Here is a 15,756-nt window from a genome sequence, read left to right on the forward strand (position 1 = left end):
CCCCATGGAGTCACCGGATCACCTCCCTCGTGCCTTGATCCAGCCCCCTTCGATCAAAGCTGCCCCGCGGCTCGCGTCCACCGCAGGTAATCGCCGCGCGTCCAGTCCAGCGACACGCCGACGCGCTTCGTCCCCGGCCGGATCTTCGGCTTGTACACCGACAGCGTCAGCGATTCCAGCGCCGGCCATTCGCGAAACGACAGCACCGCGATATCCGCAACGAGCGTCTCCAGCAGCCGCGTATGCGGCTTGTGCGACAGGAACGACGCGACGCGCGCGCAATAGCCGTCGTAGTCGATCCACTCGCCCTGCTCGCTCGGCTCGCAGCGATACCCGAGCCGCGCATCGATCACGATCGGCTGCGGCGCCTCGTGCTCGTGCGCATGGATGCCGATCCGCGCGGGCACCTTCAGTTCGTCGACGAACACGCTCCAGCCGCGCCCGCGCAGGCGCGGCGCGTCGATCGCCACGAACGGTTCGTCGAACGGCTTCATGATGCGAGCGGCGCCGCGGCGTCGAGCATGATGCGCACGAAATAGTCGGCGAAGCTGCGACGCAGGACGATCTCGAACGAGTCGTCGCCGGTCGGGATCAGCGTGATCGGCGACTTGAAGTAGTGCGACTGCGCGCACTGGCCCGGCTTGAACACGCGCGGATGCACGTCGAGCGGGCAGCCGCGCGCGATCACGTCGCGCACGCGTTCGCCGCTGATCTCGACCACCGTGTAGCCGCTGCCGACGTCGACGACGGCCGCGTACAAGCCCTGCACGGCTTCCGCCAGCGTGGCCTCGAGCACGCCGGCCTGAACCGGCCCGTTCGACCGCACGAGCCATTCGTCGGGCCCGAGCCACAGCACGTCGTACTCGGCGCCGCGCGCGACCGTGTTCGGCGTCGCGGGCGGCCGGCAGCCGACCACGCGCTCGAACGCGGCGACGAATGCCGGGTCGCTCAACTCGCCGCGCACGTTGACGAGATCGAGGAACGGCCGCTCGCGCAGCGTGAACTTCTTCGATGCGCGCGCCTGGTGCGCCTTCAGCACGTCGGCCGCGCCGACGAACGGCGATTCAAGCGTCACGCCGGCCGCGCCCGCCACCGGCGCCTGGTTTCTCGTTTCATTCCACATGCTGACGCACCCCTTCGGTATCGTAGAAAACCGGGCTCGAGATCTTCGCGGTGACGCGGCGGCCGTTGGCCAGCGGGATCACGACGCTCTCGCCCATCTTGTTCAGGCCGCCCTTCACCACCGCGAGCGCGATCGAGCGCTTCAGGATCGGGCTGTAGTAGCTCGACGTCACGTGGCCGATCATCGGCGTCGGATCGGTTGCCGACACCTGCGTGTCCTTCGCGATGATCTGCGCGCCTTCCGGCAGCACGAACTGTTCGTCTTCGGTCAGCAGGCCGACGAACTGCTTGCGGCCTTCCTTCGCGGTATCCGAGCGCGTCAGCGAGCGCTTGCCGAGGAAGTCCTTCGACTTCGCGACGAGCCCGCCCATCCCGAGGTCGTACGGCGTGATCGAGCCGTCGGTGTCCTGCCCGACGATGATGTAACCCTTCTCGGCGCGCAGCACGTGCATCGTCTCGGTGCCGTACGGCGTGATGTCGAACTCGGCACCGGCCGCCATCAGCGCTTCCCACACCGCGCGGCCCGCATTCGCCGGCACGTTCACTTCGTAGGCCAGCTCGCCCGAGAAGCTGATCCGCATCACGCGCGCCTTCGCGCCGGCAACCGTGCCGTTGCGGTAGCTCATGAACGGGAACGCTTCATTGCCGAAGTCGATGTCCTGGCACACCTTCTGCACGACCTTGCGGCTCTTCGGGCCGACCACCGCGAACGTCGCCCAGTGATCGGTGACGGACGCGAGCCGCACCTTCATGTCGGGCCATTCGGTCTGCAGCCAGCGCTCGAGCCACGTCAGCACGCGCGCGGCGCCGCCGGTGGTGGTGGTCATCATGAAATGCTGGTCGGCGAGGCGCACGGTCACGCCGTCGTCGAACACCATCCCGTTTTCGTCGAGCATCAGCCCGTAGCGGCACTTGCCGATTTCGAGCTTGTTCCACGGGTTCGTGTACATCCAGTTCAGCAGCTTCACCGCGTCCGGGCCCTGGATGTCGATCTTGCCGAGCGTCGACGCATCGAGAATGCCGACGCCGTTGCGCACCGCGAGGCATTCGCGCTTCACGGCCGCATGGAGATCCTCGCCGTTCTTCGGGAAATACCACGGCCGCTTCCAGTTGCCGACGTCCTCGAACATCGCGCCGTGCTCGACGTGCCATTCATGCACGGCCGTCTTGCGGATCGGGTCGAGGAAATCGCCCGTCTCGCGGCCCGCGAACGTGCCGAACGACACGGGCGTGTAGTTCGGGCGGAACGTCGTCGTGCCCGTTTCCGGAATCGTCTTGCCGAGCGCGCCCGCGAGGATCGCCATCCCGTTGATGTTGCCGAGCTTGCCCTGGTCGGTGCCGAAACCCATCGCCGTGTAGCGCTTCACATGCTCGACCGACTCGAAGCCTTCGCGCGCGGCGAGCAGGATGTCGGCCGCCGCGACGTCGTTCTGGAAATCGACGAACTGCTTCGGCCCACGCGCGGCCGCCTCGCGGCTGCCGACGAGCCACAACGGCTGCAGTGCGCCTTCGACGGTTTCGGCGACCTGCGGTGCGGCCGGACGCTGCGCGGCCGTGAAGCCCGCGGCCTTCGCCGCTTCCACGCCCGCATCCACCGCGAGCCGCAGCGCACGGGCGAGCCCGAATTCGCCGGCCGCCGCGCCGATGCTGGTTTCCGCCTGCACCGGCTTGCCCGGCAGGAAGCACGCCTTCTCGTCGTTCCAGCACGCCTTGCCGCCCGATTGCGCGAACAGGTGCAGCACCGGGCTGAAGCCGCCCGACATCGCGACGAGGTCGCACGGCAGCGTCTGCATCTTGCCGCCCGTCTGGCCGTTCGAGTAGGACGCGACGTCGACCGACGATACGCGCCACTTGCCCGATGCGGCCGTGACGACCGCGCCGCTCATCACCGTCACGCCCTGCCGCTTCGCGGCGGCCGGCAGCGCGCCGTTCGACGACGCGCGCGAATCGACGACCGTCACCTTCGCGCCGCACGCCTTCAGGTCGAGCGCGGTCTGGTAGGCACGGTCGTTGTTCGTGAACACCACCACGTTGCGGCCCGGCAGCACGCCGAAGCGGTGCACGTAGGTGGAGACCGCACCCGCGAGCATCACGCCCGGCAGGTCGTTGTTGCCGAACACGATCGGCCGCTCGTGCGCGCCGGTCGCGAGGATCACGCGCTTCGCGCGGACCTTCCACAGCAGCTCGCGCGTGCCCTTGCGCATCGATACCGGCAGGTGATCGGTCAGGCGCTGCGTGACCGTCACGAGGTTGTGGTCCTGGTAACCGAACGCGGTGCTGCGCGACAGGATCGTCACGTCGGGCAGCTTGCGCAGCTCGGCTTCGATCTTCTCGACCCATTGCATCGCGGGCTTCGCGTCGATCTCCGCGCGGCACGACAGCAGGCTGCCGCCGAGTTCGCGCTGATCGTCGACGAGGATCACGCGCGCGCCGGCCGTGGCGGCCGCATGCGCGGCGGCGAGGCCCGACGGGCCACCGCCGACCACGAGCACGTCGCAGTGCGCGTAGCACTTGTCGTATCGATCGGCGTCGAGCACCTCGGGCGCCTTGCCGAGGCCGGCCGCTTCGCGGATCTTCTCTTCGTACTTCGGCCACATGTTGCGCGGCCACATGAACGTCTTGTAGTAGAACCCGGCCGGCATGAAACGCGACAGCTTCTGGTTGATCGCGTACTTGTCGTTCTCGAGCGACGGCTCCGCGTTCACGCTCGTCGCGACGAGGCCCTGGTACAGCTCGATTTCGGTCGCGCGCGCGTTCGGCACCGTGTACGGGCCGGTTTCGAGCTGCACGACGGCATTCGGTTCCGCGACGTCGGCCGTCACGATCCCGCGCGGACGGTGGTACTTGAAGCTGCGCGCGACGAAGTGCACGCCGTTCGCGAGCAGCGCGGACGCGAGCGTGTCGCCCTGGAAGCCCTGGTACGTGCGGCCGTTGAACGTGAACGTCAACGGAATCGCGCGATTGATGCGGCCACCGGTGCCGAGGCGGTCTTTCTGGCTCATTTGCTCGTACCCTCTTCGTGTGCGTTGCCGGCAGATGCTCCGCCGAACTTTTCGTAGCCCTTGATATCGTAGGTGACCGTGTCGCGCGTGACCTTGAACCAGCGGCGGCAGCCCTGCGTATGCAGCCATTGCTCCTTGTGCAGCCCGCGCTTGTTCTCGCGCATGAACACGTATTCGCCCCATTCGCGGTCGGTCATGGTCTCGTTCGCCACCGGGCGCACGATGTCGGCTTCACCGCCGCACGTGAACTCGGATTCGGCGCGCGGCCCGCACCACGGACATTCGATCAGCAACATGTTTCCTTCTCCTTCAGTGCGGTGGTTAGTGCGCGACGGCGGCTGCGCCGTGCTCGTCGATCAGGTGGCCCGTATAGAAGCGGTCGAGCGCGAACGGCGCGTTCAGCGGATGCGGTTCGTCGCGGGCGATCGTGTGCGCGAACACCCAGCCCGAGCCCGGCGTCGCCTTGAAGCCGCCGGTGCCCCAGCCGCAGTTGAAATAGAGGCCCTTCACGTCGGTCTTGGTGATGATCGGGCACGCGTCCGGCGACACGTCGACGATGCCGCCCCACTGGCGGTTCATCCGCACGCGCGAGAACACCGGGAACATCTCGATGATCGCCTGCAGCGTGCTTTCGATGATGTGGAAGCTGCCGCGCTGGCCGAAGCCCGTGTACTGGTCGATACCCGCGCCGATCACGAGGTCGCCCTTGTCGGACTGGCTGATGTATGCGTGCACCGCGTTCGACATGATCACCGAGTTGACCACCGGCTTGATCGGCTCGGACACGAGCGCCTGCAGCGGGTGGCTTTCGATCGGCAGGCGGATGCCGGCCATGTCGGCGAGCGTCGTCGTGTTGCCGGCCGCGACCACCGCGACCTTCTTCGCCTTGATGAAACCCTTCACCGTATCGACGCCGACCACCGCGCCGCCTTCGCGGCGAATGCCGGTCACCTGGCAGTTCTGGATGATGTCGACGCCGGCGCGGTCCGCGCCGCGCGCGAAGCCCCAGGCCACCGCGTCGTGGCGCGCGACGCCCGCACGGCGCTGGATCGATGCGCCGAGCACCGGGTAGCGGCTGTTCAGGTTGATCGTCGGCTCGATTTCCTTGATCTGCGCGGGCGTCAGGAACTCGGCGTCGACGCCGTTCAGCCGGTTCGCGTTCACGCGGCGCTCGGTGTCGCGCACGTCCTGCAGCGTGTGCGCGAGGTTCATCACGCCGCGCTGGCTGAACATCACGTTGTAGTTCAGATCCTGCGACAGCCCTTCCCACAGCTTCATCGCCTTCTCGTACAGCGCGGCCGACTCGTCCCACAGATAGTTCGAGCGCACGATCGTCGTGTTGCGCGCGGTGTTGCCGCCGCCGATCCAGCCCTTCTCGAGGATCGCGACGTTGGTGATGCCGTGCTCCTTCGCGAGGTAATAGGCGGTTGCGAGGCCGTGGCCGCCGCCGCCGACGATCACGACGTCGTATTCCTTCTTCGGCTCCGGGCTCTTCCACTGCTTTTCCCAGTTCTCGTGATACGAGAGGCCGTTGCGGAACAGGCTGAATATCGAGTAGCGGCTCATGTTAGTGATCCTTCGTTAGCATTCGATGACGTTCACGGCAAGACCGCCGCGCGACGTTTCCTTGTATTTCGTCTTCATGTCGGCACCCGTCTCACGCATCGTCTTGATGACCGAATCGAGCGACACGTAGTGCTGGCCGTTACCCTTGAGTGCCATGCGCGACGCGTTCAGCGCCTTGATCGCGCCCATCGCGTTGCGCTCGATGCACGGGATCTGCACGAGCCCGCCCACGGGGTCGCAGGTCATCCCGAGGTTGTGCTCCATGCCGATCTCGGCCGCGTTCTCGACCTGGTCCGGCGTGCCGCCCATCACCGCGGCGAGCGCGGCCGCGGCCATCGAGCACGCGACGCCCACTTCGCCCTGGCAGCCGACTTCCGCGCCGGAGATCGACGCGGTTTCCTTGTAGATGATCCCGATCGCCGCGGCCGTCAGCAGGAATTCGACGATGCCGGCTTCGTTCGAGCCCGGCACGAACTTCACGTAGTAGTGCAGCACCGCGGGGATCACGCCGGCCGCGCCGTTGGTCGGCGCGGTGACGACCCGGCCGCCGGCCGCGTTCTCTTCGTTGACGGCCATCGCATACAGGTTGACCCAGTCGAGCATCGACAGCGGGTCGCGCAGCGACTCTTCCGAACGCGCGCGCAGGCGGCCGTACAGTTCGGCCGCGCGGCGCTTCACGCGCATCGGGCCCGGCAGGTCGCCCTCGACCTTGCAGCCGCGTTCGACGCAAGCAGCCATCGTGCGCCAGATCGCGAGCAGCCCGGCGCGCACTTCGTCGGCAGGGCGCAGCGCGCATTCGTTGCGCAGCATCAGCTCGGCGATCGACAGCCCGTGTTCTCGGCACTGGCGCATCAGGTCGTCACCGGTGCGGAACGGATACGGCACTTCGACGGCCGCGCGCACGCCGTTCACGCGATCGCCGTCGCGGTTCACGACGAAGCCGCCGCCGACCGAGTAATACTCCTTCTCGACGAGCAGCTGGCCGTGCTCGTCGAATGCCTGGAAACGCATCCCGTTCGGATGCACGATGCTCGTGCCGCTCATCAGCTTGCGATAGAAGCCGATGTGTTCCTTCTCGTCGAAGCGCACCGTCTGCTTGCCGAGCAGCGACAGCGACTTCTCCGCGCGGATCGCGGCGAGCCGCGGCTCGATCAGGTCCGGATCGATCGTGTCGGGCAGGTGGCCCTCGAGGCCGAGCAGCACGGCCTTGTCGGTGCCGTGGCCCTTGCCGGTCGCGCCGAGCGAGCCGTACAGCTCGACCCGCACGCGGCGCACGAAGCCGAGCAGGTTCGCGTCCTCGACGTGCGACGCGAAGCGGCACGCGGCGATCATCGGGCCGACCGTATGCGAACTGGACGGGCCGATGCCGATCTTGAACAAGTCGAACGCGCTGACGTTCATCTGGCTTCCTTTGGGTTGCATGCATGAAATGTCGTTGGGCCCCAGTACATCAAAGCGTAAAATCGGCCGATAGAACAAAAACGGCATCGGCGTGGGATAGCGCCGCCAAGCGCCGCGCCGGCCGCCCGGAAAGTGCGTTTTGGCGATGGTTCGCGACGGAAAACCACAAGTCCGGCCGCGGCCGATCGGCGACGCTGGCTGCATCCGCGCCGCCTCCGGCAGCCGCAACCCGCAAACAGACTGAAACGAGTGAGACCGCCTGCCCGGCGTGACGAGATTGGCCGCGATGACCCCCGACGTACCCGCTTCCCCCCTCGCAGAACCCGCGCCGCGGCGCATCCGCTTCGGCATCGTGCTGCTGCCGAACTTCACGCTGACGGCCTTCTCCGGCTTCGTCGACATGCTGCGGCTGTCGGCCGACGACGGCGACTACAGCAAGCCCGTGCGCTGCGCATGGAGCGTGATCGGCGAGACGCTCGCGCCGGTGCGCGCGAGCTGCGGGATCCAGATCACGCCGTGGGAGACGTTCGACGCGGCCGAGCCGTTCGACTACGTGGTGGTGGTCGGCGGGCTGCTGCATTCGGGGCCGCAGGCCGGCCCTGAAACGCTCGACTTCATCCGCCGCGCGGCGACGGGCGGCGCGACGGTCGTCGGCATCTGCACCGGCGTGTTCGCGCTGATGCGCGCCGGCGTGCTCGACGGCTACCGCACCTGCGTGAGCTGGTTCCATTACTGGGATTTCATCGAACGCTTCCCGTCCGCCGATCCCGACCTGCTGATCGCCGACCGCCTGTTCGTGATCGACCGGCGCCGGATCACGTGCTCGGGCGGCCGCGCATCGATCGACGTCGCCGCCGCGATCCTGCTGCGCCATTTCGATCACGCGACCGTGCAGAAGGCGCTGCGCATCCTGCTCGTCGGCGAGATGCAGAAAGGCAATGCGCCGCAACCGCATCCGCCGGGCCTCGAGCCGGCGACACACCCGAAGGTCAAGCGCGCGATTCTTCTGATGGAACAGCACGTCGGGCGCGCGCTGCCGCTCGAGGAACTCGCGTGCAAGCTCGACCTGTCGACGCGGCAGCTCGAACGGCTGTTCAAGGCCGAGACCGGCAAGAGCCCGCAGGCCTTCGCGAAGCAGGTACGGCTGCGCACGGCCGCGTGGCTGCTGACGAGCTCGGACCGCACCGTCGCCGATATCGCATCGAGCTGCGGGTTCGCCGATGCGTCGCACCTCGGGCGCGAATTCCGCAAGCAGTTCGGCGTGCCGCCGGCGACCTATCGCGAGCGCGGCGGCGACGTGGCCGAAGTGGCCGCGATGCCCGATGCGTCGGCCGACCCGGTCGAGGACATCGCCGACTGACCGCTCCAAGGGTGCGCGCCCTTTTCTGACCGATTGCGGAACCCGCACGTTCGCATCGGTTTAGGCGCGATTTGGAACCGGTTCCAATCAATTTAGCCAACGTTACTCGCTGCAAAGCGCGGGTTATCCCGGATGCTGATGCTCGCTCAAATTTGTATGATGACCACATCACCTTACAAACCAGAGCATCATGTTCGAGAAAATTCCGGCCCGCGCGATGAGCGACCATGTCGCGCAGCAACTGCTCAAACAGATCGAAGTGGGCAGCTTCTCGGCCACCGGCAAGCTGCCGACCGAGGCCGTGCTCGCGCAGGAATTCGGCGTGAGCCGCACCGTGATCCGCGAGGCGATCTCGCGGCTGAAGAACGAAGGCGTGGTCGAGCCGCGCCAGGGCAGCGGCGTGTTCGTGAACCAGCACGGCGCGATCCGGCCGCTGCGGATCGACTACGCGGAAGCCGTCGAGGCAAGCTCGCTGCCGCATCTGCTCGCGGTGCGCCGCGCGATCGAGGCCGAAGTCGCCGCCGAAGCCGCGCTGCACCACACCGACGACGACATGGCCGACATCGACGACGCGCTGCGCAAGATCGACGAAGCGGTGGCCGAAGGGCGCAACGGCGTCGCGGAAGACGTCGCGTTCCACCGCACGATCGCGGCCGTCACCGGCAATCCGTATTTCCTGAAGACGCTGCAGTTCCTGAACCAGTATCTCGAAGCCGGCGTGAAGGTCACGCGCAGCAACGAAGCGACGCGCGAGGATTTCTCGCGCCAGGTGCGCGACGAACACGCGGCGATCGCCGACGCGATCCGCGCGCGCGACCCGATGGCCGCCCGCAACGCGGCGCGCACGCACATGTACAACGCCGCCCGCCGTCTCGCGGAAGCCGGCATCTGCTGAAGCCGGCGGCGCCCGCCGCCGTTGTCCGGAACCTCTACCGAATCGATCAAGGTTGACCATGTCACGAAATGTTGGAGTCATCGGCCTCGGCGCGATGGGCCTGGGCGTCGCCCGCTCGCTGTTGCGCGCCGGCCTGCGCGTGCACGCATGCGACGTGCGCGACACCGTGCTGCAGGCGTTCGCCGCCGAAGGCGGCATCGCGTGCGCGACGCCGGCCGAACTGGGTGCGCGGTGCGACGTCGTCGTCACGCTCGTCGTCAATGCCGCGCAAACGGAAACGGTGCTGTTCGGCGAACACGGCGCGGTCGCGGCGATGAAGCCGGGCGGCGTCGTGATCGCGAGCGCGACCGTCGCGCCCGAATTCGCGGTCGCGCTCGGCGCACGCATCGAGGCCGCCGGCCTGCAGATGCTCGACGCGCCGGTGTCCGGCGGCGCCGCGCGCGCGGCCTCCGGCGAAATGACGATGATGACGTCGGGCCCGGCCGCCGCGTATGCGGGCTGCGAGGACGTGCTCGCCGCGATCGCCGGCAAGGTGTACCGCCTCGGCGATGCGCACGGCATCGGCTCGAAAGTGAAGATCATCAACCAGTTGCTGGCCGGCGTGCATATCGCGGCCGCCGCCGAGGCGATGGCGCTGGGCCTGCGCGAAGGTGTCGATGCCGACGCGCTGTACGACGTGATCACGCACAGCGCTGGCAATTCGTGGATGTTCGAGAACCGCGTGCCGCACATCCTGAACGGCGACTACACGCCGCTGTCGGCCGTCGACATCTTCGTGAAGGATCTCGGCCTCGTGCTCGACACCGCGCGCCGCAGCAAATTCCCGCTGCCGCTGTCGGCCACCGCGCACCAGATGTTCATGAGCGCATCGAGCGCCGGCCACGGCGGCGAGGACGATTCCGCCGTGATCAAGACTTTCCCCGGCATCACGCTGCCGCCCGCCCGCTGATTCGAACGACGTGCCTGCCATGACCGCTTCCGCTTCCCGTCCCCTGCTCGGCTGCATCGCCGACGATTTCACCGGCGCGACCGATCTCGCGAACATGCTCGTCAAGAGCGGCATGCGCACCGTGCAGACGATCGGCGTGCCCGCCGACGGCGCCGCCGCCGACACGATCGTCGACGCCGACGCGATCGTCGTCGCGCTGAAGTCGCGCACGATCCCCGCCGCCGACGCCGTCGCGCAATCGCTCGCCGCGTACGAATGGTTGCGCGCGCAAGGATGCCTCCAGTTCTTCTTCAAGTACTGCTCGACGTTCGATTCGACCGACGCGGGCAACATCGGGCCGGTGGCCGACGCGCTGCTCGATGCGGCCGGCGGCGACTTCACGATCGCGTGCCCGGCGTTCCCGGAGAACGGCCGCACGATCTATCGCGGCCACCTGTTCGTCGGCGACGTGCTGCTGAACGAATCGGGGATGGAAAATCATCCGCTCACGCCGATGACGGACGCGAACCTCGTGCGCGTGCTGCAACGGCAGACGCAGTCCGCGGTCGGCCTGATCCGCTACGACACGATCGCGCTCGGCGCGGCCGCCGTGCGCGCGCGGATCGACCAGTTGCGCGCGGAAGGCGCGCGTTTCGCGATCGCCGACGCGCTGTCGGACCACGATCTCTACGCGCTCGGCGAAGCGTGCGCCGGCCTGCCGCTCGTCACCGGCGGCTCGGGCATCGCGCTCGGCCTGCCCGCGAATTTCCGCCGCGCGGAGCAACTGCCCGAGCGCGACAACGCGGCGTCGCTGCCGCGCATCGAAGGCCCGTCGGCCGTACTCGCCGGCAGCGCATCGAAAGCCACCAACGCGCAGGTCGCCGCATGGCGCGCGACGCGGCCGAGCTTCCGCATCGATCCGCTCGCGGCATCGCGCGGCGAGCCCGTCGTCGACCAGGCGCTCGCCTTTGCGCGCTCGCACCTGCCGCAGCCCGTGCTGATCTACGCGACCGCGACGCCCGACGAAGTGAAGGCCGTGCAGCAAACGCTCGGCGTCGAAGCTGCCGGCCATCTCGTCGAAAGCACGCTCGCGGCGATCGCGCGCGGGCTGCGCGAACTCGGCGTGCGCAAGTTCGTCGTGGCCGGCGGCGAGACGTCCGGCGCGGTCGTGCAGGCGCTCGACGTGAAGTCGCTGCAGATCGGCGCGCAGATCGATCCGGGCGTACCGGCGACGGCCACCGTCGACGCGCAGCCGCTCGGCCTCGCGCTGAAATCCGGCAACTTCGGCACCACGGACTTTTTCGACAAGGCGCTGCGCGCGCTCGACGGAGCCGCATGATGAGCGACGAAGCAAAACTGCGCGAAGAGATCTGCGTGATCGGCGCGAGCCTGTATGCGCGCGGCCATGCGGTCGGCAGCGCCGGCAACATCAGCGCGCGTCTGGATGACGGCTGGCTGATCACGCCGACCGACGCGTGCCTCGGGCGGCTCGACCCGAACGACATCGCGAAGGTCGGCACCGACGGTCAGCCCGTATCGGGCGGCAAGCCGTCGAAGACGCTCGCGCTGCATCGCGGCATCTACGCGCGCAATGCCGAAGCGAACGGCGTCGTCCACACGCATTCGACGCATCTGGTCGCGTTGACGCTCGCGGGCGTGTGGCGCGACACCGACGTGCTGCCGCCGATCACGCCGTACTACGTGATGAAGGTCGGCCACATTCCGCTGATCCGTTACCGCCGCCCCGGCGATCCGGCCGTCGCGGCCGAAGTCGCGGCGCTGGCCGACCAGGTGCGCGGCGTGCTGCTCGATCGCCTCGGCCCCGTGATGTGGGGGCCGTCGGTGTCGCACGCGTCGTATGCGCTCGAGGAGCTGGAGGAAACGGCGCGGCTGTGGCTGATGACGCAGCCGAAGCCCGAGCCGCTGTCCGACGCCGCGCTCGACGAACTGCGCGAGACCTTCGGCGCGCGCTGGTAACGCGCCGCGGCACGGATCACGCACTGCTTCCCATGCCCGCCGTGTGCGCGGGCCCTTCCGTCAGCACACACACGATCCGGCGGCGTACGCGCCGCCGGCACACAATAGTCCAGGAGACGACGATGACTGCTCTCGACGCGGCCGCAAGCCGCTCGCCCGCCGCGGCCGCCCAATCGGGCGAACTCGACCGCACCTACAAGAAAGTGTTCTGGCGCATCGTGCCGTTCCTGATGCTCTGCTACGTGGTCGCGTATCTCGACCGCGTGAACGTCGGCTTCGCCAAGCTGCAGATGTCGCAGGATCTCGCGTTCAGCGAAACCGTGTTCGGTCTCGGCGCGGGGATTTTCTTTCTCGGCTACTTTCTATTCGAACTGCCAAGCAACCTGCTGATGCACCGCATCGGCGCGCGCATCTGGATCGCGCGGATCATGATCACGTGGGGCCTGCTGTCCGCGCTGTTCGCGTTCGTGAAGACGCCGACGCAGTTCTACGTGCTGCGCTTCCTGCTCGGCCTCGCGGAAGCCGGCTTCTATCCGGGCGTGATCCTGTATCTCACCTACTGGTTCCCGTCGCATCGCCGCGCGAAGATCATCGCGGTGTTCATGTCCGCGATTCCCGTGTCGGGCATCTTCGGCAACCCGCTGTCGGGTTGGATCATGGAGCGCTTCCACGGCGGCTCGGGTTTCCACGGCTGGCAATGGATGTTCATGATCGAAGCCGTGCCGGCCGTGCTCGTCGGCATCGCGACGATCCTGTATCTCGACAACAGCATCCGCGGCGCGAAGTGGCTCGACGAGCGCGAGAAGCAATTGCTCGAAGACGAAATCGCCGCGCAGCCGCAGGAACAGCAGCAGCACGGCCATTCGCTGAAGGCCGTGTTCTCGGACCCCCGCATGTGGTGGATGTCGCTGATCTACTTCGCGTTCGTCACCGGCCAGTACGGGCTCACGTTCTGGATGCCGACGCTCGTGAAATCGACCGGCATCACCGACACGCTGCAGATCGGCCTGCTGTCGGCGATTCCGTTCGTCGTCGCGATCGTCGTGATGAACCTGTTCGGCCACAGCGCGGACAAGCGCCGCGAACGCCGCTGGCACCTGATCGTGCCGGCGCTGATGGGCGCGGTCGGGTTTGCGGTCGCCGCGTCGTACTCGCACAATACGGCGGTGTCGATCGTGTTCCTGTCGCTCGCGGCGGGCGGCGTGCTGACCTGCGCGCCGCTGTTCTGGTCGCTGCCGACCGCGTTCCTCGCGGGCTCCGCGGCCGCGGCCGGGATCGCGATCATCAACTCGGTCGGCAACCTCGCCGGTTTCGCGAGCCCGTACGTGATCGGCTACCTGAAGGACGTCACGCACAGCACCGCGTCCGGCATGTACGTGCTCGCGGCGATGCTCGTGATCGGCGCGATCGCCGTGTGGCTCACGCCGCCCAAGCTCGTGAACCGCTGATCCGCCGCTGGCCGATTCATCATTCGACGCGGGGCGCACGGCGCTCCGCCCCATTCATACACAGGACCCGCCGCCATGCCACGCTTCGCCGCCAACCTCTCGATGATGTACACCGAGCATGCGTTCCTCGAACGCTTCGCCGCTGCCGCCCACGACGGCTTCAAGGCCGTCGAGTACCTGTTTCCGTACGACTTCGCGGCCGACGACATCCGCGCGCGCCTCGACGCGCATGGCCTCGAACAGGCGCTGTTCAACGCGCCGCCGGGCGACTGGGCCGCGGGCGAACGCGGCATTGCATCGCTGCCGGGCCGCGAGGACGAATTCCGACGCGGCATCGACCGGGCGCTCGACTATGCGCGCGTGATCGGCAACAAGAAGCTGCACGTGATGGCCGGCATGGTGCCGCAGGGCGCCGACCGCGCGCGCCATCGCGACACCTATCTGGCGAACCTGCGCCATGCGGCGCAGGCCGCCGGCGCGCACGGCGTCACGATCCTGATCGAGCCGATCAACCAGCGCGACATGCCGGGCTATTTCCTGAGCCGCCAGGACGACGCGCAGGCGATCCGCGCGGAAGTCGGCGCGCCGAACCTGAAGGTGCAGTTCGACTGCTACCACTGCCAGATCGTCGAAGGCGATCTCGCGATGAAGCTCAAACGCGATTTCGCGGGCATCGGCCATATCCAGATCGCGGGCGTGCCGGAACGCCACGAGCCGGATGTCGGCGAACTCAACTACCCGTATCTGTTCGCGCTGATCGACGCGCTCGGCTACGACGGCTGGATCGGCTGCGAGTATCGGCCGAAGGCCGGCACGTCCGAAGGTCTCGGCTGGATCAAGCCGTACCTGTGATTCCCGTATTCCACATAGGGCAACGAACATGAAAGTACTGATCACCGGCGGCGCCGGCTTTCTCGGCCAGCGTCTCGCGCGCAAGCTGCTCGAGCGCGGCGAACTCACCGGCCCCGACGGCCGTATCGAGAAGATCGACGAGCTGATGCTGCTCGACGTCGTCAAGGGCAGCGATTTCGGTGATGCGCGCGTGACGTCGATCATCGGCGACATCGCCGATCGCGCGGTGCTCGACAGCGCGATCGACACGCAGACGGGCGCGATCTTCCACCTCGCGGCGATCGTCAGCGGGCAGGCCGAAGCCGACTTCGATCTCGGCATGCGGATCAACCTCGACGCGTCGCGCACGCTGCTCGAAGTGTGCCGCGCACGCGGCCACCGGCCGCGCGTCGTGTTCACGAGCTCCGTCGCGGTGTACGGCGGCGCGCTGCCCGACGTCGTGCAGGACGACACCGCGCTGAACCCGCAATCGTCGTACGGCGCCGAGAAGGCGATCGCCGAACTGCTGCTGTGCGACTACGCGCGGCGCGGCTTCGTCGACGGCCGCGTGCTGCGGCTGCCGACGATCAGCGTGCGGCCGGGCCGCCCGAACGCGGCCGCGTCGTCGTTCGCGAGCGGCATCATCCGCGAGCCGCTGAACGGCGAGGAAAGCGTGTGCCCGGTACCCGGCTCGACGCGGTTGTGGCTGCTGTCGCCGCGCGGCGCGATCGACGCGCTCGTCGCCGGTTGCGAGATCGACGGCGCGCAGCTCGGCAACAAGCGCGTGATCAACCTGCCGGGGCTGTCGGTGTCGGTCGACGAGATGATCGCGGCGCTGCGCGAAGTCGCGGGCGACGAGGTCGTGAAGCTGATCCGCCACGTGCCCGACGAACGCGTCGAGAAGATCGTCGGCAGTTGGCCGGGCCGCTGGGATACGTCGCGCGCGCAAGCGCTCGGGCTGAAGGGCGACACGTCGTTCGCGGACGTGATCCGCAGCCATATCGCGGACGAACGGCGCTGATTTGCGGCGCGCCGGGCCGCATTAATGCGGCCCGGGCGTTTTTTCGACGCGCGACGACGCGCGTCGCACCCCGCCCGCCTGCATGAAGCGCGCATCGGCGCCGCGACGACGCCGCACCACCGCTCCCCACGATTCGTCTCCGCGCGACACGCTTCGCACGTGCCTCGTTCTGTCGCGACGCCGACGGCATCACGCAACACAGGTC

At 67.9% G+C, this 15,756-nt stretch carries 14 protein-coding genes; 8 read left to right on the forward strand and 6 right to left on the reverse strand.

What is annotated here, in order from left to right; genetic code table 11:
- Nucleotides 1-53: 53 nt before the first annotated feature.
- Genes LGM42_RS31710 through LGM42_RS31735 form a run of 6 tightly spaced genes read right to left on the reverse strand, consistent with a single transcriptional unit; the run spans nucleotide 54 to nucleotide 7,091 of the window.
- A complete protein-coding gene (locus tag LGM42_RS31710; RefSeq protein WP_226234295.1) occupies nucleotides 54-494 on the reverse strand; it encodes a dihydroneopterin aldolase in 441 nt (146 codons plus the stop codon).
- The gene (locus LGM42_RS31715) at nucleotides 491-1,123 is read right to left on the reverse strand and encodes a sarcosine oxidase subunit gamma (protein ID WP_226234296.1); all 633 of its coding nucleotides are present in this window, start codon (nucleotides 1,121-1,123) and stop codon (nucleotides 491-493) included. The genes LGM42_RS31710 and LGM42_RS31715 overlap by 4 nt, the downstream gene beginning before the upstream one ends.
- Nucleotides 1,113-4,124, reverse strand: coding sequence for a sarcosine oxidase subunit alpha family protein (locus LGM42_RS31720; protein WP_226234297.1), 3,012 nt, complete (start codon nucleotides 4,122-4,124; stop codon nucleotides 1,113-1,115). Before LGM42_RS31720 ends, LGM42_RS31715 begins: the two co-directional genes overlap by 11 nt.
- Nucleotides 4,121-4,420: a sarcosine oxidase subunit delta gene (locus LGM42_RS31725; protein ID WP_011547035.1), complete on the reverse strand. Its 300-nt coding sequence runs from the start codon at nucleotides 4,418-4,420 to the stop codon at nucleotides 4,121-4,123. The genes LGM42_RS31720 and LGM42_RS31725 overlap by 4 nt, the downstream gene beginning before the upstream one ends.
- 25 nt (nucleotides 4,421-4,445) lie before the next feature.
- Nucleotides 4,446-5,690 carry a sarcosine oxidase subunit beta family protein gene (locus LGM42_RS31730; protein ID WP_034204196.1) on the reverse strand — a complete coding sequence of 415 codons (1,245 nt, stop codon included), beginning with the start codon at nucleotides 5,688-5,690 and terminating at the stop codon, nucleotides 4,446-4,448.
- Between the two features lie 15 nt (nucleotides 5,691-5,705).
- Nucleotides 5,706-7,091, reverse strand: a complete 1,386-nt coding sequence (locus LGM42_RS31735) for an L-serine ammonia-lyase (protein WP_059575392.1) — start codon at nucleotides 7,089-7,091, stop codon at nucleotides 5,706-5,708.
- A 286-nt stretch (nucleotides 7,092-7,377) separates the two neighbouring features.
- Between LGM42_RS31735 and LGM42_RS31740 the strand changes: the two genes are divergently transcribed.
- The 8 genes from LGM42_RS31740 (at nucleotide 7,378) to denD (ending at nucleotide 15,551) form a co-directional block, all read left to right on the forward strand.
- Nucleotides 7,378-8,451, forward strand: coding sequence for a GlxA family transcriptional regulator (locus LGM42_RS31740; protein ID WP_059643859.1), 1,074 nt, complete (start codon nucleotides 7,378-7,380; stop codon nucleotides 8,449-8,451).
- A gap of 190 nt (nucleotides 8,452-8,641) precedes the next feature.
- Nucleotides 8,642-9,346 carry a FadR/GntR family transcriptional regulator gene (locus LGM42_RS31745; RefSeq protein WP_226234298.1) on the forward strand — a complete coding sequence of 235 codons (705 nt, stop codon included), beginning with the start codon at nucleotides 8,642-8,644 and terminating at the stop codon, nucleotides 9,344-9,346.
- A gap of 58 nt (nucleotides 9,347-9,404) precedes the next feature.
- On the forward strand, nucleotides 9,405-10,295 hold the full coding sequence (ltnD, locus tag LGM42_RS31750; RefSeq protein WP_059575397.1) for an L-threonate dehydrogenase: 891 nt from the start codon (nucleotides 9,405-9,407) through the stop codon (nucleotides 10,293-10,295).
- A gap of 19 nt (nucleotides 10,296-10,314) precedes the next feature.
- On the forward strand, nucleotides 10,315-11,613 hold the full coding sequence (gene otnK, locus LGM42_RS31755) for a 3-oxo-tetronate kinase (RefSeq protein WP_226234299.1): 1,299 nt from the start codon (nucleotides 10,315-10,317) through the stop codon (nucleotides 11,611-11,613).
- Complete coding sequence (locus LGM42_RS31760) at nucleotides 11,610-12,251, forward strand: aldolase (RefSeq protein ID WP_059643797.1); 642 nt, start codon at nucleotides 11,610-11,612, stop codon at nucleotides 12,249-12,251. Before otnK ends, LGM42_RS31760 begins: the two co-directional genes overlap by 4 nt.
- Before the next feature lie 122 nt (nucleotides 12,252-12,373).
- Nucleotides 12,374-13,699, forward strand: a complete 1,326-nt coding sequence (locus LGM42_RS31765) for an MFS transporter (RefSeq protein ID WP_226234300.1) — start codon at nucleotides 12,374-12,376, stop codon at nucleotides 13,697-13,699.
- 75 nt (nucleotides 13,700-13,774) lie between these two features.
- Entirely contained in the window at nucleotides 13,775-14,551 is a 777-nt protein-coding gene (gene otnI, locus LGM42_RS31770; protein ID WP_226234301.1) for a 2-oxo-tetronate isomerase, read from the forward strand.
- 28 nt (nucleotides 14,552-14,579) lie between these two features.
- Entirely contained in the window at nucleotides 14,580-15,551 is a 972-nt protein-coding gene (gene denD, locus LGM42_RS31775; protein ID WP_226234302.1) for a D-erythronate dehydrogenase, read from the forward strand.
- The last annotated feature ends 205 nt before the right edge of the window (nucleotides 15,552-15,756 follow it).

Source organism: Burkholderia sp. AU39826, from assembly GCF_020419965.1.
GTDB lineage: Bacteria > Pseudomonadota > Gammaproteobacteria > Burkholderiales > Burkholderiaceae > Burkholderia > Burkholderia semiarida.